Source organism: Streptomyces sp. NBC_00178 (assembly GCF_036206005.1).
Taxonomy (GTDB): domain Bacteria; phylum Actinomycetota; class Actinomycetes; order Streptomycetales; family Streptomycetaceae; genus Streptomyces.
Map to the genome: position 1 here is coordinate 3,089,563 of NZ_CP108143.1, position 24,686 is coordinate 3,114,248.

The following is a 24,686-nucleotide window of genomic DNA, read 5'->3' on the forward strand; positions in this document are numbered from 1 at the left end:
ACGTCAGGCAGTACGTCGGCCACCACTCCGTCCCACGCGACGGCCCGGGGCGCCTTCGCGCACTCCGCCGCCCCGCCACCCGGCCGCCCCGGGAAGCGGAGCGGGCCCCGCCGGACAGTCCGGCGGGGCCCGCTCATGGCCGTACCCGGCCCTACGACCCCAGGATCGTCGTGAGGAACTCCCCGGTCCACGACAGGAGTTCGCGGCCCACCACCGGCTTGCCGCCGATCCGGCCCGCCGTCGGGCGCGGGACCAGGATCTGCCGCGTGGCCGGCTTGAAGATCGTCTTGGGGTGCAGCCGCTTCAGCCGCAGCTCCTGCGACTCGCGCAACTCCACCGGCGCGAAGCGGATGTTCGGGCCCTGGAGCACGATCTCGCCCACCCCGCAGGCCCGGGCGAGCATCCGCAGGCCCGCCACCAGCAGCAGGTTCTCCACCGGCTCGGGCAGCTTGCCGTAGCGGTCGGTGAGCTCCTCGCGCACCGCCCGGATGTCCTCCTCCGAGTTCGCGGAGGCGATGGAGCGGTAGGCCTGCAGGCGCAGCCGCTCCCCCGGGGCGTAGTCGTGCGGGATGTGCGCGTCCACCGGCAGCTCGATCTTGACCTCGAGCGGCGGCTCCTCCTCGGCCCCGCCGTCCACGGCGGCCCGGTAGTCGGCCACCGCCTCGCCGACCATCCGGATGTACAGGTCGAAGCCGACCCCCGCGATGTGCCCGGACTGCTCGCCGCCCAGGAGGTTTCCGGCGCCGCGGATCTCCAGGTCCTTCATGGCCACGTACATGCCCGCACCCATCTCGGTGTGCTGGGCGATCGTCGCCAGCCGCTCGTGCGCGGTCTCCGTCAGCGGCTTCTCCGGCGGGTACAGGAAGTACGAGTAGCCGCGGTCCCGGCCACGGCCGACACGGCCGCGCAACTGGTGCAGCTGGGACAGGCCGAAGTTGTCGCCGCGCTCCACGATCAGCGTGTTGGCGTTGGAGATGTCGATGCCCGACTCGACGATCGTCGTGGAGACGAGGACGTCGAACCGCTTCTCCCAGAAGTCGACGACGACCTGCTCCAGCTGGCTCTCGCCCATCTGCCCGTGCGCCGTCGCGATCCGCGCCTCGGGCACGATCTCGCGCAGCCTGGCCGCGGCCCGGTCGATGGACTCGACCCGGTTGTGGATGTAGAACACCTGCCCCTCACGCAGGAGTTCACGCCGCACGGCCGCACCGATCTGCTTCTCCTCGTACGGCCCGACGAACGTGAGGACCGGGTGCCGCTCCTCCGGGGGCGTCGTGATCGTCGACATCTCGCGGATGCCCGTGACAGCCATTTCGAGCGTACGGGGGATGGGCGTCGCCGACATGGTGAGCACGTCCACGTTGGCCCGGAGCTTCTTCAGCTGCTCCTTGTGCTCGACGCCGAAGCGCTGCTCCTCGTCGACGATGACCAGGCCCAGGTCCTTGAACTTCGTCTCCGACGAGAACAGCCGGTGCGTACCGATGACCAGGTCCACGGACCCGTCCTTCAGCCCCTCCAGCGTCGCCTTCGACTCGGTGTCCGACTGGAATCGGCTCAGCGCCCGCACGTTGACGGGGAACTGGGCGTACCGCTCGGTGAACGTGCCGAAGTGCTGCTGGACCAGGAGCGTCGTCGGCACGAGCACGGCGACCTGCTTGCCGTCCTGGACCGCCTTGAAGGCCGCCCGCACCGCGATCTCCGTCTTGCCGTAACCGACGTCGCCGCAGATCAGCCGGTCCATCGGGACGGACTTCTCCATGTCCTCCTTGACCTCGGCGATCGTGGAGAGCTGGTCGGGCGTCTCGGCGTACGGGAAGGCGTCCTCCAGTTCGCGCTGCCACGGGGTGTCCGGGGCGAACGCGTGCCCGGGAGCCGCCATGCGCGCCGAGTACAGCTTGATCAGGTCGGCGGCGATCTCCTTGACCGCCTTCTTCGCGCGCTGCTTCGTCTTCGTCCAGTCGGCGCCGCCGAGCCGGTGCAGGGTGGGCGCCTCCCCGCCGACGTACTTCGTGACCTGCTCCAGCTGGTCGGTCGGGATGTACAGCCGGTCGCCGGGCTGCCCGCGCTTGGCGGGGGCGTACTCGACGAGGAGGTACTCGCGGGTCGCGCCCTGCACGGCGCGCTGCACCATCTCGATGTACCGGCCCACGCCGTGCTGCTCGTGGACGATGTAGTCGCCGGTCTGCAGGGTCAGCGGGTCGACGGACTTGCGGCGCCTCGCCGGCATCCGCCCCAGGTCCTTGGTGGCCGTGCGCTGCCCGGTCAGGTCCGTCTCCGTCAGCACGGCGAGCTTCAGACCGGGGTCGACGAAACCGTGGTCGATGGCACCGCAGCTGACGTGGACGAGCGAGGGCGCGATCTCGGTCAGGTTCGCGTCGAGCCGGGCCGCGATCCCCTCCCCGCCGAGAACCTCGACCGTGCGGGAGGCGGGGCCCTGGCCCTCGGTGACGTACACCGTGCGCCAGCCGTCGGCCAGCCAGCCCTTGGTGTCGGCGAGCGCCCGGGCGGTGTCGCCCCGGTACGCCTCCGGGGCGTGCATCCCGAGCTTCAGGGTGTCCCCGTCCAGCTCCTCGTCGGCGGCGAAGGGGGACGTCGACCACCACATCATGCCCAGCTCGCGGGCCCGTTCCCGGACGTCCGCGATGCCCCGCAGCGAGGCCGCGCCGACGTCGATCGGGGCCTCGCCGCCGCCCGCCGTGGCCGCCCAGGACGCCTGGAGGAACTCCTGGCTGGTCGCCACGAGGTCCGCGGCCCGGGTCCGGACCCGCTCGGGGTCGCAGACCAGTGCCATCGAGCCCTTCGGCAGGACGTCGATCAGCAGCTCCATCTCGTCCACGAGCACCGGGGCCAGGGACTCCATGCCTTCGACGGCGATCCCCTCGGCGATCTTCCCCAGCAGCTCGCCCAGCTCCGGGTGCGCCTCCGCGAGGGCTGCCGCCCGCTCGCGTACGTCGTCGGTGAGCAGCAGCTCCCGGCACGGCGGGGCCCACAGCCCGTGCTCGGCGACCTCCAGGGAGCGCTGGTCGGCGATCTTGAAGTAGCGGATCTCCTCGACGTCGTCGCCCCAGAACTCCACCCGCAGGGGGTGCTCCTCGGTCGGCGGGAAGACGTCCAGGATGCCGCCGCGCACGGCGAACTCGCCCCGCTTCTCGACCAGCTCGACACGGGCGTACGCCGCCGCCGCGAGCGCCTCCACGACCTCGCCCAGATCCGCGCTCTGTCCGTTGCGCAGCGCCACCGGTTCCAGGTCGCCGAGCCCCTTGACCTGCGGCTGGAGCACGGACCGGACCGGTGCGACGATCACCTTGACGGGGCCGGTCTCCGGGTCGTCCGCCCGGGGGTGCGCCAGTCGGCGCAGCACGGCGATACGGCGGCCCACGGTGTCCGAGCGGGGCGAGAGCCGCTCGTGGGGCAGGGTCTCCCAGGAGGGGAACTCCGCCACGCTGTCGGGGGGCAGCAGGGTCCGCAGGGCGGCGGCCAGGTCCTCGGCCTCGCGGCCGGTGGCGGTCACGGCCAGCACGGTCCGCCCGGCCTCGCGCGCCAGCGCGGCGACGGCGAAGGGGCGGGCGGCGGGCGGGCCGACGAGGTCGACATGGGCCCGGTGGCCGTCGGAGGCGGCCTTCACCGCTTCGGAGAGCGCCGGGTCGGTGACGACGACGTCCAGCAGACCGTGCAGGCTCATGAAGGGATTCCGTCCGGTGTGGCGAGTGAGCAACGCGAAGGACCCGACACGTGGGACGGGCCGGGGTCTCCAGCGTACGACGCCGGTGTGTCACCCGCGCGAGGGAACGCGGTTGTCCGTACGGCGGCAGCGGGGCTAGCCTTAGTCCAGCAGCTAGTCCACTTCTGGCCCGAGCGAGGCGGTCATGGAAGCAGCCCGGCAGTACAACGTGCACGAGGCGAAGACGCATTTCTCCCGGATACTGCAGCAGGTCGAGACCGGTGAGGAGGTCGTCATCAGCCGGGCCGGTGAGCCCATCGCGAAGGTCGTGCCCCTCCATCCGAAAGTACGGCGGACCGGTCGCGGCTCCCTCCGGGGACGGATTCACATCCCCGATGACTTCGACGAGCTCCCGGACGACATCGCCGAAGCGTTCGGGATGCGCTGATGCGCCTTCTGCTCGACACCCATGTCGCCCTGTGGTGGCTCGACGACTCCCCCGAACTCTCCGACGAGATCAAGGACCTGATCGACACGGAACCCGCCGTGTACCTCAGTGCCGCGACTCCGTGGGAGATCGCCATCAAGCAGTCCGCCGGAAAACTCGCAGGACCCGATGATCTCGCGGAGCGAGTGCGGGACTGTCAGCTGACAAGCCTCGCGATCACCGCAGGGCACGGCGTCAAGGCAGGCCGCCTCCCCCCGCTCCATCGCGACCCCTTCGACCGCATCCTCGTCGCCCAGGCCCAGACCGAGGGACTGACGGTCGTCACCCGCGACAAGTGGATCCCCCAGTACGACGTGCCCGTCATGCACGCCTGACCGGTCGTGCCCGCCCGGCCGCGGCTCCGCACCCGGACGCGCACCGGCCCCGGGACGTCTGGAGGGACGTCCCGGGGCCGGTGCGGTCAGCCTGCGGCGGGCTGCGTCACCCGTCCGTGGCGATGGCGTTCAGGACGTTCATCCGGCCGGCCCGGAAGGCCGGGACCAGGGCGGCGAACAGTCCGACGAAGGCCGAGGCGACGAACACCGTGAGGATCGTCGGCCAGGGGATCTCCAGGACCCCGAGGCCTTCGAGGGCGAGCAGCTTCTGGGCCGAGGTTCCCCAGCCCATGCCCAGGCCGAGTCCGAGCAGGGCGCCGAAGAGGGCGATCACCACGGACTCCAGCCGGATCATCCGGCGCAGCTGGCGGCGGGAGAGGCCGATCGCCCGCATCAGGCCGATCTCCCGGGTCCGCTCGACGACCGACAGGGCCAGGGTGTTCACGACACCCAGCACCGCCACGATGATCGCCAGGGCGAGCAGGCCGTACACGATGTTCAGCAGCTGGCCGATCTGGTCCTTCAGGTCCTCCTTGAAGTCGGCCTGGTTCTGCACCTTGTACTGCGGGTACGGGGCGAGGGCGCTCTTGAGCGCGGCGTACGCCTCCTTCTCCTTGCCGTCCTCGGCCGAGGCGAACATGATCATGTTCGTGGGCATCCTGTCGGCGGAGACGTAGCGCTCGGCGGTCGTGACGTTGATGTACATCGCGCCCTTGTCGACGTTCGTCTCGTCCGAGGTGATCGCGGCGACCTTGAGCTTCGCGGTCTCACCGGCCTTGAACGCGACGGTGATCTCGTCCCCGGCCTTGATCTTGTGGAGGGCGGCGTAGTCCGAGCCGACCGACATCGAGTCCGCGCCGTAGGCCTTCGCGAGGTCCCCGGCGACGGTCTTGCGCCGCAGGTCCTGCGGGTAGGTCGGGTCGGCCGCGGTGACGTCCTCGTCGACGGTCGAGCCGTCGGGGTTGGTGAGCTTCGCGGAGAGGACCTTGTAGTCGGTGACGCGCGCGATGCCCGGCACCTTCTCCATGGCCTGCGCGGCCTGCGGCACGATCAGCTGGCCCGTGTTCGACTGGACGATGAAGTCCGTGCCGACCGACTTGTCGAGCTCGTCGGTGGCCGAGGCGACCATGGAGGAGCCGACGACCGAGAGGCAGGCGACCAGGGCCAGGCCGATCATCAGGGCGGCGCCCGTCGCTCCCGTACGGCGCGGGTTGCGCAGTGCGTTGCGCTCCGCCAGCCGGCCTACGGGCCCGAACAGCCGCAGGACGACGGCACCGAGGACCCGCACGATCCCCCCGGCGAGCAGCGGGCCGATCACGATGAAGCCGATCAGGGTGAGGACCACGCCGAGGCCCAGGTAGAGCGAACCCTCGGTCGCGTCGTCCACCCGGGTCGTCGCCCAGAGGCCGGCGGCGCCCGCACCGGTCAGGACGAGCCCCAGGGCAGCCCGGACCCAGCCGGACCTGGCGTCGGCGGGGGTACCGGCGTCGCGCAGCGCTGCCATCGGGGAGACCTTGCCGGCCCGGCGGGCCGGGATGTACGCGGCGAGGACGGTGACGACGATGCCGAGCACCAGCCCGATCACCGGCGTCGTCCAGGCGATGGTGAGGTCCCTGGTCGACAGTTCCATGCCCATGGCACCCATGAGCTTCATCAGCCCGACGGCGAGGCCGATGCCCGCCCCGACACCCAGGACCGATCCGACGATGCCCAGCAGGACCGCCTCGATGAGCACGGACCGGTTGACCTGCTTGCGGCTGGAGCCGATGGCCCGCATCAGGCCGATCTCACGGGTGCGCTGGGCGACGAGCATCGAGAAGGTGTTGACGATCAGGAAGATGCCGACGAGGAACGCGATCCCGGCGAACCCGAGCATCGCGTACTTCATGACGTCCAGGAACGAGCCCATGGAGTCCTTGTTGTCCGCCGCGCTCTCCTTCTGGGTCCGGAGCTTGTACGCCCCCTGGTCGCCCAGGACCGCGCCGACGTTCCGCTTCAACTGCGCATCGCTCACGCCGGGTTCGGCGGTGACGGCGATGTGCGTGAACACGCCGGGGGCGCCCAGGAGCTTCTGCTGGGCGGTGGCGGTGTCGAGGTAGACGACGGCCGCACCGGGGTTGGTCACGGTGAACGAGGCGATACCGGTGACCTTCGCCCGGATGTCCCCGGTGACGGCGATGGTGCGCACCTCGTCACCGATCTTCAGGTGGTGCTTCTCCGCCGTGTCCGCGTCGATCATCGCCTCGGTGGGGCCGCGCGGGGCGTGGCCGGAGGTGATCTCCATGGACCGCAGGTCGTTCTCGGTCCAGTTGCCCGCGATGGTCGGGGCACCGGTGTCCGAACCGAGGTTCTTGTCGTGGCTGTCGACCAGTGTGACGGCCATGCTCGTGACGGCGCCCTCGGCCTTCTTCACACCGTCGGCGCCCGCGACCTCGGACACGACGGACTGCGGCAGTGCCGCGGGCTTGCCGTTCTCCGGGATGTCGTCGGCGCCGCCGGCCGCCTTGGGACTGACCGTCACGTCGGCGGAGGTCGCGGCGAAGAGCTTGTCGAAGGTGGTGTTCATGGTGTCCGTGAAGACGAGCGTGCCGCACACGAACGCCACCGACAGCAGGACCGCGACGGCGGACAGCGCCATCCGCCCCTTGTGCGCCAGGAAGTTGCGCATCGAGGTCTTCCACACGGTCATGACGTCCGCCCGCGCGCGTCGAAGTCCTTCATGCGGTCGAGGACCTGCTCGGCCGTGGGGTTCTGCATCTCGTCGACGATCGATCCGTCCGCGAGGTACAGCACCCGGTCCGCGTACGAGGCGGCCACCGGGTCGTGCGTGACCATGACGATGGTCTGGCCCAGCTCGTCCACGGACTTGCGGAGGAAGGACAGCACCTCGGCGCCGGCCCGCGAGTCGAGGTTCCCGGTCGGCTCGTCGCCGAAGATGATCTCGGGCCGGGCCGCGAGCGCCCTGGCCACCGCGACGCGCTGCTGCTGACCGCCGGAGAGCTGGGTGGGCCGGTGCTTCAGCCGGTCGGCGAGACCGACGGTCTCCACGACCTGGCGCAGCCAGGCGGCGTCGGGCTTGCGGCCGGCGATGTCCATCGGCAGCGTGATGTTCTCGATCGCGTTGAGCGTCGGGAGCAGGTTGAACGCCTGGAAGATGAACCCGATCCGGTCCCGGCGCAGCTGGGTGAGCTTCTTGTCCTTGAGACCGGTGATCTCGGTGTCGGCCAGGTGGATGTGACCGGAGGTCACCGTGTCCAGGCCGGCGAGGCAGTGCATCAGGGTCGACTTGCCCGACCCGGACGGGCCCATGATCGCGGTGAACTGCCCGCGGGCGATGTCCACGTCGACGTGGTCGAGGGCCACCACCCTGGTCTCCCCCGCCCCGTACGCCTTGACGACCTGCCGCGCCCGCGCAGCGACGGCTGTACGCCCTCCGGTGTCCCCGTGCCTGGGAATGGTCACAGCCGTTGTCACGGTTTCTCTCCTATGTCGGTCAATGCCTGGACGTCTCGGTGTACGTGTCGAGTCTCGTGTGCGAGGGGCCTCACGCGCCCTGGTGCCCGGCGCAGTCTTCGCCTGGGGTTTTCCCCACCCCTCCCCCTGCGGCGGGCCGCATCGGCGACGTAGGACCACGGTAAGGAGCGGGGCCCGCCGCTCTCGTCCTCCGGCGGGAGGAACGATCCCTGGGCCGTACTACGGAGCTCCCCCTAGGGGTCCGGGCCCCGGGGAGGGCCCCGGGTAGGGGTCTCACCCCTCGGCCCGCGTCTGCCCTTCCCGTGCCGCTGGTGGGACAGTGGCCCCCAGGAAATAGATGCATAGGGAAGGGACCCCGGTGGGCGGCACGGAGAGCGTCGGCGGTACGGACCGTCCGGAAGCGGTACGCGCAACGGCCCCCCGGGGCACGGCGCCGGACGCCGACCGGGCCCGAAGACCGGTCGCCGCGGCCCTGATGCTGGGCATGGGTCTCGCCGCCATCGACGGCACCATCGTCGCCACCGCCGTCCCGCAGATCGTCGGCGACCTCGGCGGTTTCTCCGTCTTCTCCTGGCTCTTCTCCGGCTACCTGCTGGCGGTGACCGTCACCCTGCCGGTGTACGGGAAACTCTCCGACACCTTCGGCCGCAAGCCCGTCCTGATCGCCGGCATCGTCCTGTTCCTCACCGGTTCCCTGCTCTGCGCCGCGGCGTGGAACATGGCGGCCCTGATCGCCTTCCGCGTCGTCCAGGGTCTGGGCGGCGGCGCCCTCCAGGGCACGGTGCAGACCATCGCGGCGGACCTGTACCCGCTCAAGGAACGCCCGAAGATCCAGGCGAAGCTGTCCACGGTCTGGGCCACGTCCGCCGTGGCGGGACCGGCCGCCGGCGGACTGCTCGCCGCGTACGCCGACTGGCGCTGGATCTTCCTGATCAACCTGCCGGTCGGCGCCGTCGCCCTGTGGCTGGTGGCCCGTCACCTCCACGAACCGGCCCGGCCGCGCCCCGCCGTCCGCCCCCGCGTCGACTGGGCGGGCGCCCTCGCCGTCTTCGCCACCGGTGCGCTCCTGCTGACCGCCCTCGTCCAGGGAGGGGTCGCCTGGCCGTGGCTCTCGGCGCCGTCACTGGGGCTGCTGGCCGGGACCGCCGCACTGGCCGCCCTGACCGTCGCCATCGAGCGGCGGGCCGCCGAACCGGTCATCCCCGGCTGGGTCTGGCGGCGCCGCACCATCGCCTCGGTCAACCTCGCCCTCGGCGCGATGGGCCTGCTGATGGTCGCCCCGACCGTCTTCCTGCCGACCTACGCCCAGTCGGTCCTCGGACTCGGCCCGATCGCCGCGGGGTTCGTGCTGTCCGTGATGACGCTGAGCTGGCCGGTCTCCGCCGCCCTGTCCGACCGGGTCTACAACCGCATCGGCTTCCGCCGTACCGCGATCATCGGCATCTCCGGCGCCCTGCTCGTCCTTCTCTGCTTCCCGCTGCTCCCCTACCCCGGCTCCGCCTGGCAGCCCGCGCTGCTGATGCTGCTGCTCGGGGCGACGCTCGGCCTGTTCCAGCTGCCCCTGATCGTCGGCGTCCAGTCGACGGTCGGATGGGCGGAGCGCGGGACGACGACGGCGTCCGTGCTCTTCTGCCGGCAGGTCGGCCAGAGCGTGGGCGCCGCCCTCTTCGGCGCCGTCGCGAACGGGGTGCTCGCCTCCCGGCTGTCCGACGCACCCGTCCCGGGCCTGCCCGGCGACCTGGACGCCGTCTCGCACGCCCTGGAGGACCCGGCCGCCCTCTCCGCCGCCGCGACGGACTATCTGCGCAGGGCCGTCGACACCGCCGTCGACCACGTGTTCACCGGTGCCGCGGTCGCCGCGGCCCTCGCCCTGCTGGTGCTCGTCGTGGTCGCCCCGCGCCGCTTTCCCGTGCTGGACGAGCACGAGAGCGCTCCCCCGGCGCCCAAGGACTAGACAACTGGCGAGTTACCTACGGTAGTTCGACCGTAACCCTCCCCCTTCGCGATACCCGCGAGTAACGTACGCGCTCCCGACAGCGCACCCGCGCGTCTGCCTTGCAGCCCGTCCCCGGGCCCGAGCCATGCAAGGAGCACCGCCTTGCCGTACGACTCGCAGCCGCCCCCGTACCCGCACCACCCCCCGCCGCCCCGGCAGCCCCCACGCCCCCACCGGCCGCCACCGCCGCCCTACCCCGGCGACTACCTGCTGCCCTGGCAGAGCTCCCCGCCGCCGGGACCGCCCCGCCCCCGGCCACCGGCCCCGCGCCGGGCCTCCGCACCCGGCCACCACGGCGACCTCCGCCGGCTCCGCACCGCCTACCGCCTGCTGCGCCGCGTATCGACCCTCACCGCGCTCGGCTACTTCACCCTCTTCCTCCTCCTCTCCGGCTACGCCCCCGCCCTCATGACCCGCCCCGTGGGCGACAGCGGGCTCACCACCGGCCTCCTCCTCGGCCTGTGCCAGCTCCCCGTCACCCTCACGGCCATCGCCCTGTACGAGTGGACGGCCCGGCGCACCGTCGACCCGCTCTGCGCGGGACTGCGCGACCGGGCCGCCGGCGGGGTCACGGACACCCGGCGGACCACGGACCGCGGGACGGGAGCGGGCCGGTGAACGGGTTCGACGAGTCGGCCCAGACCATGTCCCTGACCGCGTTCATCGCCGTGGCCAGCGTCACCCTGCTGCTCTGCGTGATGACCGGCCCCGACCGCGACGACCTCGACGAGTACTACACCGGCTACCGCTCGCTCGGCCCCCTGCGCAACGGCCTCGCCGTCGCCGGTGACTACCTCTCCGCCGCCACGGTCCTCGGCACCACCGGGGTCATCGCCCTCACCGGCCACGACGGCGTCGTCCTCGCCCTCAGCACGGCGCTCTCCCTCGTCCTGCTGATGTTCCTGCTGGCCGAACCCCTGCGCAACGCGGGCCGGTTCACCATGGGCGACATGCTCACCCGCCGGGCCCCCGGCCGGGCCGCCCGCATCGCCTCCTGCACGGTCACCCTCGCCGCCCTGCTGCCGCTGATGGTCGTCCAGCTCGCCGGCAGCGGGAACCTGCTCTCCTTCATCCTCGGCTTCGACAGCTCCGGGTTCCGCACCGGATCGATCATCACCCTCGGCGTCGTCATGACCGGCTACGCGGCCATCGGCGGCATGAAGGGCACCGCCCTCATCCAGATCGTCAAGACCGTCGTCCTGCTCGGCGCCGGGCTCCTCGTCTCCGTCCTCGTCCTCGACCGCTTCGACTGGGACACCGGCGCACTCCTGCGCGCCGCGGAGACCGGCAGCGGCGCGGGCGTCGCCTACCTGCACGCGGGACTGCAGTTCGGCGGCAACGACCTCGACATGATCAGCTCCGAACTGACCGTCGTCCTCGGCGCCGCCTGCCTGCCCCACATCACCATGCGGATGACGGGGGTCCGCGACGCCCGGGCCGTGCGCCGCTCCATGTCCTGGGCGGTCTGCGTCGTCGTCGGCCTCTGCCTGCTGCTCACCGTCATCGGCTTCGGAGCCGCAGCCCTCGTCGGGCACGACCGCATCACCGCCGCGGGCGCCCAGGGGAACAGCGCGATCCTCGAGGTCTCGGGAGCCGTCGCGGGCGGCGGCGAGATCGGGGCGCTGATCGTCACGACCATGACCACCGCCATCTTCCTGACCCTGCTGGCCTCCGTCGCCGGAATGATCCTGGCCTGCGCCAACTCCCTCGCCCACGACCTGTTCCACCACGGGCTGCGCGCCCGCGCCGCCATGGACCCCCGCACCGAACTGGTCACCGCACGCGGCTCGGCCGTCGCCGTGGGCACCCTCGCCGTCACCCTGGCCGTCCTCGCCCGCCACTGGAACGTGCAGGCCCTGGTGACCCTGTCCTTCTGCATCGGGGCGTCCGCCATCGCCCCGGCACTCGTCTACAGCATGTTCTGGCGCCGCTACACCCGCACCGGGCTGCTCTGGACCCTCCTCGGCGGCACGGCGTGCGTCCTCGTCCTCATCACCGGCACCGACCTGGTCTCCGGGTCACCCGGATCCGTCTTCCCCCACCGCGACTTCAACTGGTTCCCGCTCACCACGACCGGGCTGGTCTCCATCCCCTTCGGCTTCCTCGCCGGATGGCTGGGCAGCGTTCGGGGCGGCGACGACGACAGTGCCGCGCAGCGCCGCCGGTACGAAGCCGTCGAGCCCTGGATCCTGGCCGGAGCCCCGCCCGCCGGACGCCGGTGAAGTCACCGGCCCCGGGCCGCCACCGGCCCCGGACACCCCGGCGTCAGCCCCCCGCCGGACCCGCCGGGACGCGCCCGGTCAGCGCCGCCAGCGAGTTCCGCACGTGCGTCATGTGCGCCTGCAACTCCTCGCGGCTCTCCAGGTGTTCCCGCAGGATCCGGTCCGTCTCCCGGCCCACCCGCTCCTCGGCCGCCCTCGCCTCCGACAGCAGCTCGGCGGCCCGCGCCTCCGCGTCCTCCTGACGGTGCCGGGCCGCCTCCTCCGCCTCCGCGGACCGCTTCCGCCCCTGGGCGAGCAGCGCCTCCCCGCGAGCGGCCAGCTCGGCCTCGCGCTCCGCCATGGCGGACTCCGCGGCGGCGGTCTCGGCGTCCACCGCCTTGCCCCGCTCGGTGTGCTCCTGCTCCTGGTGCGTCAGCACACCGGCCGTACGGCGGCGCGTCTCGGCCATCTCCGCGTCCGCCGCCCCGCGCGTCTCGCCGGCCTCCCGGCGCGCGTCCTCCACCAGCGACCCGGCACGGTCCCGCGCCGCGGCCAGCTCCTTCTCCGCGGCTGCGTCCGCCGCCGCCCGGACCTCACCGGAACGTTCCCTCGCCGCCTCACGCGCCGCCCGGCCCGCCTCGTCCGCCGCGTCCCGCAGCGCCTGCGCCTCCTCCAGCGCCGCACCGCGCGCCGCCTCCGCCTCGGCCTCCGCCAGGGCCAGGATCCGCTGCGCCCGCTCCCCCAGCGACACGTACGTCTGCGGTGCCAGCGAGGCCACCACCCCGGCCAGCCGCGCGGACTCGGCGGCCAGTTCCTCCCCCAGTGCGGTCAGCCGGGAGATCCGGTCCAGAGCCGCGTCCCGCTCCGCCGACAGCGAGGACACCGCCCGGTCCACCTGCTCAGGGCTGTAGCCACGCCCCCGTACGCCGACAAAACCGTGCGCGGACACCGGTCCACCACTCATCCCTGAAGCCCTCTTCCCGCTCTCCGACTCCCCGACCATGAAGCAATACGTCAAGGATGCGGTAATTGGCCCGGAAGTCGGAATCGATCAGCTGTATTCAGGACGGAAGCGGCCGACATCACAAAGCGCACACGAAAGGCGCCCGTCCCCGAAAGGGGCCGGACGCCTCACGCGCACAACAGACCAGAACCGATCAGATCACAGCAGGCCGTCCCACATCTGCTCCAGCAGGACCGACCACCAGCTCTCCGGAGACGCCAGCGCCGCCGGATCCAGCGCCACCAACTGCGCCTGGAAATCGACCGTCCAGCGGCCCGCCTGCTCCGGATTCAAGCCGAACCGCAACCGCCACATCCGCCCCAGCAGCGCCATCGACCGCACGAACTCCGGCAGCCCCGTGTTCACGAACTGCGGCGGCACCGGCTGACCGCCCGGACCCGCCTCCACCGGAACGGCCACGATGTTCGCCGTCCCGTACTGCACACAGACCGCCCGGCCGAAGTCCGACCCCATCACCAGATACGAACCCGCGTCCGACGCGGGCTGCACCTGCCGCTGCGCCGCGAGCTCCGCCAGCGTCGGCACCACCGGATGACCCGGCTGCGCCCAGAAGAACGGCCCGAAGTCGACGGGCAGCCCCGCCCAGACCAGCGTCCGCGCCACGACCTCCGGCACACCCTGACGGGACACGGCACGCTGGTCGAACCGCAGCACACCGTTCGGTCCGAACGCCCCGTGCATCTCCTCCGCCAGCGCCTCCGGCGGCAGCGCCGGGGCCGGCGGCACCTGCGGCAGCGGCGCCCGCACCGGAGCGGGCCGCGCGGGCCCGTCCGCCACCTGGTGCAACTCGCCCTGATGCGTCAGCAGATGCTGCATCCCCTGCTGCCGGCTCGCATGATCGGTGCCGTACGGGGCGACACTCGTGATCCGCACCTGCGGCCACGTCTCACGGATCATCCGCGCGCAGTAACCACCCGGCAGCTCACAGGACTCCAGCTCCGTGTGCAGCTCGATGACTTGCTGCGGCGGCACGTTCATGCCGCGCAGCTCGTGCAGCATCCGCCACTCCGGATGCGGAGTACCCGGCTCCGAGCGCCGGATCAGCTGCTGCTCGCTGCCGTCGGCCGCGCGGAACCTCAGCACGGCCTGGTACCCAGGGCCGACCGTCGGCCGACCCGACGGCTGCTGCGGATGGCCGTACGCCCCGGGCGGTGGCGTGTGCGCACCGGGCGGCGGCACCGTCCCGGAAGCACCCGGAACACCGGGAGGGCCCGGAGGCTGCGGAGCACCGGGGCCCGCCAGCATCGTCGCAGCGTGGTGCACCCCGCCACCCGGAGGCGGCGTGGGACCGGGAGGGGGCCCGGGCGGCCCCGGAGGCGTCACACCCGGCTGCGGAGCACCCGGCGGTCCCGGAGGCCCCGGCGGACGCGGCGCGCCCGGGCCGCCCGTGCCCGCGAACACCGTCGCGTCATGGTGCGCCGCACCGTCCGCGGGCGGCGTGGAACCGGGCGGCCCCGGGGGCCCGGGAGGAGCAGGCGGCTGCGGCACACCCGGAGGCGGCGGCCCGGCGGGCGGGCCCAGCTGCGAGACCAGTTGCGTCGGCACGTAACCGCCCGCGGGCCCACCAGGCGCACCCGGCGGCATCCCGGGCGTACCCGGCGCCCCGGGAGGCGGCGGAGTCGTCGGCCCCGCACCCCGCGCACCCCTGGGAGGCACCACGGCCCTGCTCGTCGAGGCGTCCGCGATGTCCCCGGCACCCGGCGCCGGAGCACCCGGAACAGCCGGGGCACCCGGCGCCGCGAGAGCCCCCGGACCGGCCGGTCCCGGCCGCGGACCCTGAGGATCGAGCCCCGGGACCACCGCCGTCGCAGGCAGCCCGCTGCCCCCCGACATCAACGCCGTCGGCGCCTCCGCCGGGACGACCGGAGGCGGAGTCCCGTCGTCGTCCGAACCCGACAGCGGCGGCGCGAACACCGTCGCCGGCAGCGGCACCCCGGCCCCCTCGTGCGCGTTCGTGTCCGTACCCGCCCACGGAGTACCCCCGGCCGGCACACCGTCCGAAGCCGTCGGCTCGTGGTCCTCCTCGTCGGCGGCAGCCGGCCACGCGGCCCCGCCGGCCACGCCGGCCGCGGCTCCCGGACCGGAGCCCGCCGAAGGAGCGGCGGGAGCGGCAGCGGTCCGCGAGGACTCCCCCGCACCCGGACGCCGGTCCGGGATCCCCAGCTTGTCCGCCGCCTCCTGAAGCCACTCCGGCGGACTCAGCAGGAACGACGTCTGGTTCAGATCGATGCGCTGCGGCGGCTCCGCCACGTCCTGCGCCCCGGCCGAGACCCCGTACTCCTCCTCGTACCGCCGTATCACCTCACCCACCGGCAGCCCCGGCCACAACGTCGCCTCACCACTGTCCCGGGCGATCACCAGCCGCTGACGGCCACCGTCCGACACCGGACCCTCGGCCCGGTCCTCGGCCCACACCACGAAACCCAGCTCGAACTCACGGACCCGGACCTCGCGGTGCTGATACGCGGGCACATCACCGTTGACCCACTCATCCGCACGCTCCTGCGCCTGCGCGAACGTCACCACCGCGCTCACCCCTCCACCGGGACGGACCGCGCGAAGCCGCCGTCCACCATCAGGTTCGCCACCGTCTCCAACTCCGGCGGGCTGCCCGCAAGACGCTGGAGGAAGGCGTCGAAGTCCTCACCGCACGGCAGCAGAAGCCGGTCCACCCGCTCCTGCACACCCCAGCCGTCCCGGTCCCGCGCATCGTCGTACGGACAGAACCACACCGAACCCACGCCGGTGCCACGCACCTTCAGCGCCAGAATGCCGCCCTGCACGAAACCCACGCCCAGGAAATCCTTCGTGAAGTGGTCCCGCAGGCACTTGTTCACGTACACCAGGTCGTTCACGGCCGCCTCCTCGCGCACCGTGAAGAACGGCTGATCCACCAGAAGACCCAGCTCCGCGTCCAGCGCCACCCCCACCGGGGCCGACCCGCCGGCCGCCTTCAGGAACGACCGGTACGCACCCGGAAGCCGGTAGCCCAGATCCTCCTCGACACCCAGGATCTGCTGCTCGCCCACCGCCACCGACCCCTTGGGAAGCCGGAAATGAGCAGGACGCGTCTCCTGCAGCGGCCGCGTACCCCGACGCTCCTGATCCACCGAAGCCGTCGCCAGACCACCGTGATGACGCAGCAGCGCCTTCACCTCGATCGGCACCAGCTCCATCCGCCGGCCACCCGCCACGTGATGCCACGTCCAGCCGTGCGGCGTCGCCACCGACGGAATGGTCTCCCACAACTCGTGACCGCTCGCCGCCGACGCCGCGTTCGCCGACACGTAGTCCGTCAGCCGCAACTCGTCGACACCGAACCCCGGAGGCGGATCCGCGATCTCCGCGGCCGCCCGCGCATAGGGCGAAAGCACCGGATAGCCGTCCCCGTCCACACGAACACCCCTCGGGTGACGGGACGCCCGGACAGGATCCGGGAAATGAACGACCTGCCCCGCATAAGCCGCGTTCGGTGGCGCGGCTTGCTGCCCGAGCCGACCTGTCGTCATGGCGGTTGCCCCCTGCTGCGTCCGGTGTTCCGCACAGCCTATGCCGTGACGCAACAAGGCCCCCCGCCCCCGCATCCCCACTCACCGAACGTCACCACCGCGTGACGGACGCGCGACAACACGGCCACCGGGCCGCGACACGCAGACACGTTTCCCCGCCCCAGCTTCCCCAGCACCCTGCACATTTGGCAGGCTGTCCCCCGCAACTCGGGGGATTGCACGGGAGGGACACGATCGTCATGCACACAGCACAAACAGTCACATCCGGAGATCCGCGACTCAGTTGGAGCACCACCGAACCCAGCCGGACGCCCAGACTCCACCACCGCCGCGACGGAATCCTGCCCGCGGTGGCCGCAGCCCTGTCCGTACGCGGAGAGACCCTCACCTGCACCGCGGGCAAGGGCGACCAGCCACCGGCCCTCCACGCACTCGTACAGGACTTCCTCGACACCCTCACCAGCAACCAGCGCGAACGCTTCACCGGACGCTGCCCCGAGGCCATACTCCTGTCACGGCAACTCAACGCCGCAGACGAGAACCGCTCCAAAAGAGCCCAGCGCAAACCCCTCACCAACGGTGAGGCCCGCCGCGCACTCAAACACGCCCGCCTCACCGCCCGCCACATCCGCGAGGACGGCGACCCCCTCCACGGCAGCTACGCACCCCCCTGCCGCTCCTGCACGGCGATGCTCGCCCACTTCGGCGTGCGCCCCGTCGACCTCGCCGGCACGGGCACGGCGACCACGGCCGAGAAGGGCTGACCACACCACCATGCACGACAGCACCGGACTGCCCGCCCAACAGCACCACACCCCCGCCACCCGCTTCTCGCTCAACGTCGACACGGCACTCCGCAACGCCGGATGGGCACCCGGACGCTGGGACATCCGCCAGGCCGAGGAATGGGCCGACGCCCTCCGCTCCCACGCCTCCCCCGCAGGCCACCAGCACGCCGTCTTCCCCGCCGCCGTCGAAGCCTGGGCCGAATTCGGCGGCCTCCGCATCACCGCCATCGCCCCCGGCCGGCAGATCGCCACCACCACCGTGGCCATCGACCCGCTCGGCGGACTCCACCTCGCCCGCACCCTCGCCGACCTCGGCCGCGCCCTGGACACCGAAGTCGCGCCCCTCGGCGAAGAGGGCGACGGCCAGGCGGTCCTCGCCATCGACAGCGAAGGACGCGTCTACTCCATCGACCACACCGGCGACTGGTACCTCGGCTCCGACATCGACCGGGCCCTCGAAGCCCTCATGACCGGCGCCCAGCCCACCCGGCTCACCTCCGGCTGAACCCCGGACACCCCACCGGGCCCCGGCCCCGCCCCCGCACGACACGCCTCAGACCGCCCCGGCATCCGGCAGCACCGCCGACACCCGGAAACCCCCCGCATCCGTCGGACCCGACACGAACACACCACCGAGCCCCAGCACCCGCTCCCGCATCCCCACCAGGCCGTTGCCCCCGCTCGGCAGCCCCGCATCCGCCGCCGCCCCGTCCGACGGACCGTTCTCCACCTGCATCGCCACCTCCGCGCCCCGATGCGCCAGCCGCACCCACGTCCTCGCACCCGCCGCATGCTTGTGCACGTTCGTCAGCGCCTCCTGCACCACCCGGTACGCCGTCTGCTCCACCTCCGGCGCGTAATCCCGCAGCTCCCCCTCCACCGACAGCTCCACCGTCATCCCCGCCTCACGGGACTGCGCCACCAGCGCCTCCACCTCGCACAGCCGCGGCCCCTCATCCACCACCACGGCCGCGGCGGCCGCCGCCGCCCGCCCCACCGAAGCCAGCGGCACCAGCCCCGCGGGCGGCGCGACCAGCGCGTCACCGCTCCGCAGCACCCCGAGCATCTCCCGCAGCTCCGTCAGCGCCTGCCGGCCCATGTCACCCACCAGCGCCGCGTTCCGCACCGCCTTCGCCGGATCCTTCGGAGCCACCGCCTGCAACGCCGCAGCGTGCACCACCATCAGACTCACCCGGTGCGCCACCACGTCGTGCATCTCCCGGGCGATCCGCGTCCGCTCCTCCGTACGCGCCCACTCCGCCCGCTCCTCGGCCCGGTCCGCCAGCAGCGACAGCTCCCGCTCCAGCGAGTCGGCCCGCTCCCGCAGGCTCTCCATCAGCCTGCGCCGGGCCCCGATGTACAGGCCGAAGAGCACCGACGGCGCCGTCAGCCCCAGCGACATGAAGAGCGAGACGACCGGGACGTACCAGACCCCCGGCCCGAAGTCCGCGTCGGCGTCCACCGTCTGCCGCAGCCGCACGTACGACACGATGAAGGTGCCGACCAGGGTCATCCCCGTCAGCACGACCGTGATCCTCCGCGGTACCTCCGACGCCGCCAGCGTGTAGAGGCCGACGATCGCCATCAGGAAGCCCATCTCGGCGGGCGTCGTCGCGATCGACACCAGCACCACCGCGATCGGCCACCGCCTGCGCAGCACCAGCACCGACCCCGCCAGCAGGCCGAACAGCACGCCGAACGGCACGGGAAGCCCGGTGTTCCCGGCGAACGACACCCCCTCCAGCGCGCACTCCAGCGCCGAGACCAGCGCGAGTCCCACATCCAGGGCGACGCTCCGTCGCCGCCCCCACCACCAGTAACCGCGGGTGGTCGGACCCGCCGCTTCCCGGTCTGCCCCCGTTACGGTCATGGCATCCAGCCTACGGGCGGGCGCACCTCATTTTCCGGTGAGTCCACCAGCACGCAAAGTCACTGGTCACGCCGCGAACATACGCAGATCACACGATCCGGTGAACCGGGCCTCCTTCCATGCCGGACGTCCGCATTCCGGACGAAGCTGTCCGCATGACACATGCCGGTGGCAAGTACGCGGATTTCGAGGCACTGCGGGAGCGAGCCGTCGCGATGCGGCGGGAAGGACTGAGCCGCCGCCAGATCCGGGACCGCCTGCACGTCGGCAACAACGACATCCTCAACCGCCTGCTGGAGGGCGAGCCGGCACCGGAGTGGACGAAGCGGCCGCGCGCGAAGGACGACCTGCGCGCGAAGGCCCGGGAGCTGCGGCTCCAGGGGATGACCTACGACGCGATCCAGGTGGAGCTGGGGTGCTCGAAGAGCTCGATCTCGCTGTGGGTGCGGGACCTGCCGAGGCCCGAACGCAGACGGACACCGGAGCAGGCCTCCGAGATCGCTCGTCGCGGCTGGGAAGCGAGGCTGGAGATGCGCGAGACGGAGCGCGTCCGGACCAGGAGCGCCGCAGAGGCGGAGATCGGCCCGCTCAGCCCACGCGAGCTCTTCCTGGTGGGCGTGGGCCTGTACTGGTCGGAGGGTTCGAAGTCCAAGCCGCACCGCAGGCAGGAGAGGGCCACGTTCGTCAACAGCGACCCCGACATGATCGAGGTCTACCTCGCATGGCTTCGCCTCCTGGGCGTGGGCCCCGAGCACCTGCGGTTCCACGTCCACGTCCACGAGACCGCCGACACCCCGGCCGTCGAGCGGTTCTGGGTCGCCCTCACCGGCGCCCCGCCCGGGAGTTTCGGCAAAACGACCGTCAAGAGGCACTCACCGAAGACGAACAGGAAGAACGTCGGTGAGCACTACCGGGGTTGCCTCATGGTCCGGGTTCTGAGAAGTGCGGACCTGTACCGTCGCATCGAAGGCTGGTGGTACGGCATAGTAGGGGCTGCCAGACAAAGCCGATCAAGAGAATCGGACATAAACGGATAGACCATCCCGGGTCGTCTAATGGCAGGACAAATGGTTTTGGTCCATTGAATGAGGGTTCGATTCCTTCCCCGGGAGCACAGAAGGGCGGGCCCCGACCTCACGGTCGGGGCCCGCCCTCGTTTCGGGCATATACGCCCCCGGTATCCTGCGGGTGTCCACCACCCGAAGCCGAAGGGCACATCCGTGAGCGCCAACAGCCTGGCCGTCGTCGTCCTCGCAGCGGGTGAGGGCACCCGCATGAAGTCGAAGACCCCCAAGGTCCTGCACGAGATCTCCGGACGCTCCCTCGTCGGACACGTCGTCGCCGCCGCCGGCCGGCTGAACCCCGAGCACCTCGTCGTGGTCGTCGGCCACGCGGGCGAGCAGGTCACCGCGCACCTCTCCGCCGGCGACACCCCGGTGCGCACCGCCTACCAGGCGGAGCAGAACGGGACCGGTCACGCGGTCCGCATGGGACTGGAGGAGCTCGGCGGGACCATCGACGGCACCGTGATCGTCCTGTGCGGGGACACCCCGCTGCTCTCGGGCGAGACCCTGTCCGTGCTGGCCGCCACCCATGCCGCGGACGCCAACGCGGTCACCGTGCTGACCGCCGAGGTCCCGGATTCGACGGGGTACGGCCGGATCGTCCGCGACCCGGAGACGGGCGCGGTCAGGGAGATCGTCGAGCACAAGGACGCGACCGACGCGCAGCGTGCGATCCGGGAGATCAACTCCGGTGTCTTCGCGTTCGACGGCCGTCTGCTGAGCGAGGCTCTGGGCAAGGTGCGCACGGACAACAGCCAGGGTGAGGAGTACCTCACCGATGTGCTGTCGATCCTGCGGGAGGCGGGTCACCGGGTGGGGGCCTCGGTCACGGGTGACCACCGGGAGATCCTGGGCATCAACAACCGGCTCCAGCTGGCCGAGGCGCGGCGGCTGCTCAACGAGCGTCTGCTGGAGCGGGCGATGCTGGCGGGTGTGACGGTGGTGGAGCCGGCGTCGACGGTGATCGACGCGACGGTGACGTACGAGCGGGACGCGATCGTGCACCCGGGTACGCAGCTGCTGGGGACGACGCACCTGGCGGAGGATGCCGAGGTGGGTCCGAACTCGCGGCTGAAGGACACGGTCGTGCACGCGGGTGCGCGGGTGGACAACACGGTGGCGGACGGGGCCGAGGTGGGTCCGGGCGCGACGGTGGGTCCGTTCGCCTATCTGCGGCCGGGTACGCGCATGGGTGCGAAGTCCAAGGCGGGTACGTACGTCGAGATGAAGAACGCGACGATCGGTGAGGGCACGAAGGTGCCGCACCTGAGTTACGTCGGTGACGCGACGATCGGTGACCACACCAACATCGGTGCGGCGAGCGTGTTCGTGAACTACGACGGGGTGGCGAAGCACCACACCACGATCGGGTCCCATTGCCGGACCGGGTCGGACAATATGTTTGTGGCGCCGGTCACGGTCGGGGACGGCGTTTACACGGCGGCGGGTTCGGTCATCACCAAGGACGTGCCGTCCGGTTCGCTGGCCGTCGCCCGGGGCCAGCAGCGGAATATCGAGGGCTGGGTCGCCCGGAAGCGTCCCGGGAGCGCGGCTGCCAGGGCGGCTCAGGCGGCTGCGCCGGAGTCCGACGACGAAAGCTGACCGGAAACAGCCGCACCTGCGGCTGGCGTACCGTGATAGATGCTCACCCATTTCGGCTGGCTCGTCGCACATCGGGACACATGCGCGCGGAGCCGGATACACGTCTGAGGAGACTGTGCTGTGACCGGGATCAAGACGACCGGCGAGAAGAAGCTGATGCTCTTCTCCGGCCGCGCCCACCCCGAGCTGGCCGAGGAGGTCGCACATCAACTGGGTGTCGGTCTCGTGCCGACGAAGGCCTTCGATTTCGCCAACGGTGAGATCTATGTGCGTTTCCAGGAGTCGGCCCGTGGGGCCGACTGCTTCCTGATCCAGAGCCACACGGCTCCGATCAACAAGTGGATCATGGAGCAGCTGATCATGCTGGACGCGCTGAAGCGCGCGTCGGCCCGGTCGGTCACGGTGATCGTGCCGTTCTACGGGTACGCCCGTCAGGACAAGAAGCACCGCGGTCGCGAGCCGATCTCGGCGCGTATGGTCGCGGACCTGATGAAGACGGCGGGTGCGGACCGCATCCTCACCGTCGATCTGCACACGGACCAGATCCAGGGCTTCTTCGACGGCCCGGTGGACCATCTGTTCGCGCTGCCGATCCTCGCGGACTACGTGGGTGCGAAGGTGGACCGGTCGAAGCTGACGATCGTGTCGCCGGACGCCGGACGCGTGCGGGTCGCGGACCGCTGGTGCGACCGGCTGGACGCGCCGCTGGCGATCGTGCACAAGCGCCGCGACAAGGACGTGCCGAACCAGGTCAGCGTCCACGAGGTCGTGGGCAACGTCGAGGGCCGGGTGTGTGTGCTGGTCGACGACATGATCGACACGGGTGGCACGATCTGTGCGGCGGCGGACGCGCTGTTCGCTCACGGTGCGGAGGACGTCATAGTGACGGCGACGCACGGTGTGCTGTCGGGTCCGGCCGCGGACCGTCTGAAGAACTCGAAGGTCAGCGAGTTCGTGTTCACGGACACGCTGCCGACTCCGGGTGAGCTGGAGATCGACAAGATCACGGTGCTGTCGATCGCGCCGACGATCGCGCGTGCGGTGCGTGAGGTGTTCGAGGACGGTTCGGTGACGAGCCTTTTCGAGGAGAACGAGTGACCGCCTCCGAGTGACCGCCTCCGGGTGACCACTTGATCCACTTTGGGTACGGCCTCCCGGCCGGGTAGACTCTTGGAGTTGCTCGGCGAGGGAGGCCGTTCTCATGTCTCGGACATGGGCCGGTGGTCCGTTATCGACGCGCTCTTCGTAGCAGGCCTGTCGTGGGCCGGGTGACCATCGGTTTCTTTCGTCACCTACGAGGAGTGCAGCATGGCTGAGATCAAGCTCGACGCAACGGTCCGTACGGAGTTCGGCAAGGGCGCTGCCCGTCGTACCCGTCGCGCCAACCTGGTTCCCGGGGTCGTCTACGGCCACGGTGCTGAGCCGGTTCACATCAACCTGCCGGGCCACGAGCTGCTTCTCGCGCTGCGTACCGCCAACGTCCTGATCGGTCTGGAGATCGACGGCAAGGACGCCCTGGTGATCCCGAAGGCCGTGCAGCGCAACGCCATCAAGGGCAACATCGAGCACGTCGACCTGCTGACCGTGAAGCGCGGCGAGAAGGTCAACGTCGAGATCGCGGTGCACGCCGACGGCGAGCTCGCCCCGGGCGCCAACCTCCTCGAGTTCGTGCAGAACACGCTGCTCGTCGAGGCCGAGGCCACCCACATCCCGGAGTCGGTCACGGTCTCCGTGGCGGGCCTGGACGCCGGTGACTCGATCCTCGCGAAGGACATCCCGCTCCCCAAGGGTTCGGTGCTGGCCGGCGACGAGGACGCTGTCGTCCTTCAGGTCGTCGCGGCGCAGGCCGAGGAGCCGGCCGCCGACGCCACCGAGGAAGCGGCTGCCGAGGCCTGAGCCTCGCCCCACCTGTTGGGCTGAGTGACGGGGTGGCGGTTCCCTTCCGGGGTACCGCCACCCCGTTTCCCTGTATCGAAGCCGTGCAGACCGGCTGTCGGCACCGCGAGGAGAGCGAGCTGTGATGTCCGATCCCACCGACCCGTGGCTGATCGTGGGCCTGGGCAATCCGGGTCCCGAGTACGCGGCGAATCGTCACAATGTCGGTTTCATGGTGGCCGATCTGCTGGCGGAGCGGATCGGCGGGAAGTTCAAGCGGGCGCAGAAGGCGCAGGCGCAGGTGCTGGAGGGGCGGATCGGTCCGCCGGGTCCCGCGAGCCGGCGGGTGGTGCTGGCGAAGCCGATGTCGTACATGAACCTGTCGGGTGGGCCGGTGTCGGCGTTGCGTGATTTCTACAAGGTGCCGCTGGATCACGTGGTGGCGGTGCATGACGAGCTGGACGTCGATTTCGGGATGCTGCGGCTGAAGCTGGGTGGTGGCGACAACGGTCACAACGGGCTGAAGTCGATGACGAAGTCGATGGGCGCGGACTATCACCGGGTGCGGTTCGGGATCGGCCGGCCGCCGGGGCGGATGCAGGTGGCGGACTTCGTGCTGAAGGACTTCTCGTCGTCGGAGCGCAAGGAGCTGGCGTTCCTGGTGGACCGGTCGGCGGATGCGGTGGAGTCGTTGCTGGCGGAGGGGCTGGAACGGGCCCAGTCCGCGTACAACTCCTGACATTCGTGGTGCTACCCGGTCCTTTTCCGGCCGCAGGTTGACCTTGGGCAGGGCTCTGCCC

19 protein-coding genes and 1 tRNA gene are annotated in these 24,686 nt (G+C 71.3%); 13 read left to right on the forward strand and 7 right to left on the reverse strand.

The genetic code is table 11. The annotated features are described in order from the left end of the window. Positions 1-151: 151 nt before the first annotated feature. The gene (gene mfd, locus OHT61_RS13230) at positions 152-3,682 is read right to left on the reverse strand and encodes a transcription-repair coupling factor (protein WP_329038070.1); all 3,531 of its coding nucleotides are present in this window, start codon (positions 3,680-3,682) and stop codon (positions 152-154) included. Positions 3,683-3,866: 184 nt separating this feature from the next. Between mfd and OHT61_RS13235 the strand changes: the two genes are divergently transcribed. Together OHT61_RS13235 and OHT61_RS13240 are read left to right on the forward strand one after the other, a co-directional pair. Continuing rightward, complete coding sequence (locus OHT61_RS13235) at positions 3,867-4,109, forward strand: type II toxin-antitoxin system Phd/YefM family antitoxin (protein ID WP_329038071.1); 243 nt, start codon at positions 3,867-3,869, stop codon at positions 4,107-4,109. Next, positions 4,109-4,483, forward strand: coding sequence for a type II toxin-antitoxin system VapC family toxin (locus OHT61_RS13240; RefSeq protein WP_329038073.1), 375 nt, complete (start codon positions 4,109-4,111; stop codon positions 4,481-4,483). The genes OHT61_RS13235 and OHT61_RS13240 overlap by 1 nt, the downstream gene beginning before the upstream one ends. A 106-nt stretch (positions 4,484-4,589) precedes the next feature. On the opposite strand, the gene OHT61_RS13245 is transcribed toward OHT61_RS13240, so the two are convergent. Further along, on the reverse strand, positions 4,590-7,172 hold the full coding sequence (locus OHT61_RS13245; RefSeq protein ID WP_329038075.1) for an ABC transporter permease: 2,583 nt from the start codon (positions 7,170-7,172) through the stop codon (positions 4,590-4,592). Next, complete coding sequence (locus OHT61_RS13250; RefSeq protein WP_329038078.1) at positions 7,169-7,957, reverse strand: ABC transporter ATP-binding protein; 789 nt, start codon at positions 7,955-7,957, stop codon at positions 7,169-7,171. Before OHT61_RS13250 ends, OHT61_RS13245 begins: the two co-directional genes overlap by 4 nt. Before the next feature lie 337 nt (positions 7,958-8,294). Between OHT61_RS13250 and OHT61_RS13255 the strand changes: the two genes are divergently transcribed. From OHT61_RS13255 to OHT61_RS13265, 3 genes are all read left to right on the forward strand, one after another. Next, positions 8,295-9,911, forward strand: coding sequence for an MFS transporter (locus OHT61_RS13255; RefSeq protein WP_329038080.1), 1,617 nt, complete (start codon positions 8,295-8,297; stop codon positions 9,909-9,911). 144 nt (positions 9,912-10,055) lie between these two features. After that, positions 10,056-10,571: a DUF485 domain-containing protein gene (locus tag OHT61_RS13260; RefSeq protein WP_329038083.1), complete on the forward strand. Its 516-nt coding sequence runs from the start codon at positions 10,056-10,058 to the stop codon at positions 10,569-10,571. Further along, positions 10,568-12,175 carry a sodium/solute symporter gene (locus OHT61_RS13265; RefSeq protein ID WP_443049426.1) on the forward strand — a complete coding sequence of 536 codons (1,608 nt, stop codon included), beginning with the start codon at positions 10,568-10,570 and terminating at the stop codon, positions 12,173-12,175. Before OHT61_RS13260 ends, OHT61_RS13265 begins: the two co-directional genes overlap by 4 nt. 43 nt (positions 12,176-12,218) lie before the next feature. Here the strand turns inward: OHT61_RS13265 and OHT61_RS13270 are convergent, their stop codons facing one another. From OHT61_RS13270 to OHT61_RS13280, 3 genes are all read right to left on the reverse strand, one after another. Then, complete coding sequence (locus OHT61_RS13270) at positions 12,219-13,118, reverse strand: cellulose-binding protein (RefSeq protein WP_329038086.1); 900 nt, start codon at positions 13,116-13,118, stop codon at positions 12,219-12,221. A 198-nt stretch (positions 13,119-13,316) separates the two neighbouring features. Continuing rightward, entirely contained in the window at positions 13,317-15,704 is a 2,388-nt protein-coding gene (locus tag OHT61_RS13275; protein ID WP_443049427.1) for an SUKH-4 family immunity protein, read from the reverse strand. A gap of 5 nt (positions 15,705-15,709) precedes the next feature. Next, positions 15,710-16,687: an SMI1/KNR4 family protein gene (locus OHT61_RS13280; protein WP_329038091.1), complete on the reverse strand. Its 978-nt coding sequence runs from the start codon at positions 16,685-16,687 to the stop codon at positions 15,710-15,712. 239 nt (positions 16,688-16,926) lie between these two features. Here OHT61_RS13280 and OHT61_RS13285 point away from each other — a divergent pair, with 239 nt between their 5' ends. Continuing rightward, on the forward strand, positions 16,927-17,451 hold the full coding sequence (locus OHT61_RS13285) for a YwqJ-related putative deaminase (protein ID WP_329038093.1): 525 nt from the start codon (positions 16,927-16,929) through the stop codon (positions 17,449-17,451). A gap of 10 nt (positions 17,452-17,461) precedes the next feature. After that, positions 17,462-17,980, forward strand: a complete 519-nt coding sequence (locus OHT61_RS13290) for an SUKH-3 domain-containing protein (RefSeq protein WP_329038096.1) — start codon at positions 17,462-17,464, stop codon at positions 17,978-17,980. Positions 17,981-18,028: 48 nt separating this feature from the next. On the opposite strand, the gene OHT61_RS13295 is transcribed toward OHT61_RS13290, so the two are convergent. After that, entirely contained in the window at positions 18,029-19,345 is a 1,317-nt protein-coding gene (locus OHT61_RS13295; RefSeq protein WP_329038099.1) for a sensor histidine kinase, read from the reverse strand. 155 nt (positions 19,346-19,500) lie between these two features. On the opposite strand from OHT61_RS13295, the gene OHT61_RS13300 reads away from it, so the two are divergent. The 6 genes from OHT61_RS13300 (at position 19,501) to pth (ending at position 24,625) form a co-directional block, all read left to right on the forward strand. Beyond that, entirely contained in the window at positions 19,501-20,382 is an 882-nt protein-coding gene (locus OHT61_RS13300; RefSeq protein WP_329038101.1) for a hypothetical protein, read from the forward strand. Positions 20,383-20,386: 4 nt separating this feature from the next. Next, positions 20,387-20,457 (forward strand) — tRNA-Gln (locus OHT61_RS13305). Between the two features lie 108 nt (positions 20,458-20,565). Beyond that, positions 20,566-22,011 (forward strand): bifunctional UDP-N-acetylglucosamine diphosphorylase/glucosamine-1-phosphate N-acetyltransferase GlmU, encoded by a 1,446-nt coding sequence (gene glmU, locus OHT61_RS13310; RefSeq protein WP_329038103.1) that lies wholly within the window; start codon positions 20,566-20,568, stop codon positions 22,009-22,011. 120 nt (positions 22,012-22,131) lie between these two features. Beyond that, positions 22,132-23,109: a ribose-phosphate diphosphokinase gene (locus OHT61_RS13315; RefSeq protein WP_327117747.1), complete on the forward strand. Its 978-nt coding sequence runs from the start codon at positions 22,132-22,134 to the stop codon at positions 23,107-23,109. A gap of 210 nt (positions 23,110-23,319) precedes the next feature. Next, positions 23,320-23,907, forward strand: a complete 588-nt coding sequence (locus OHT61_RS13320) for a 50S ribosomal protein L25/general stress protein Ctc (protein WP_329038106.1) — start codon at positions 23,320-23,322, stop codon at positions 23,905-23,907. 124 nt (positions 23,908-24,031) lie between these two features. Beyond that, positions 24,032-24,625, forward strand: coding sequence for an aminoacyl-tRNA hydrolase (gene pth / locus OHT61_RS13325; RefSeq protein ID WP_329038109.1), 594 nt, complete (start codon positions 24,032-24,034; stop codon positions 24,623-24,625). Positions 24,626-24,686 lie beyond the last annotated feature (61 nt).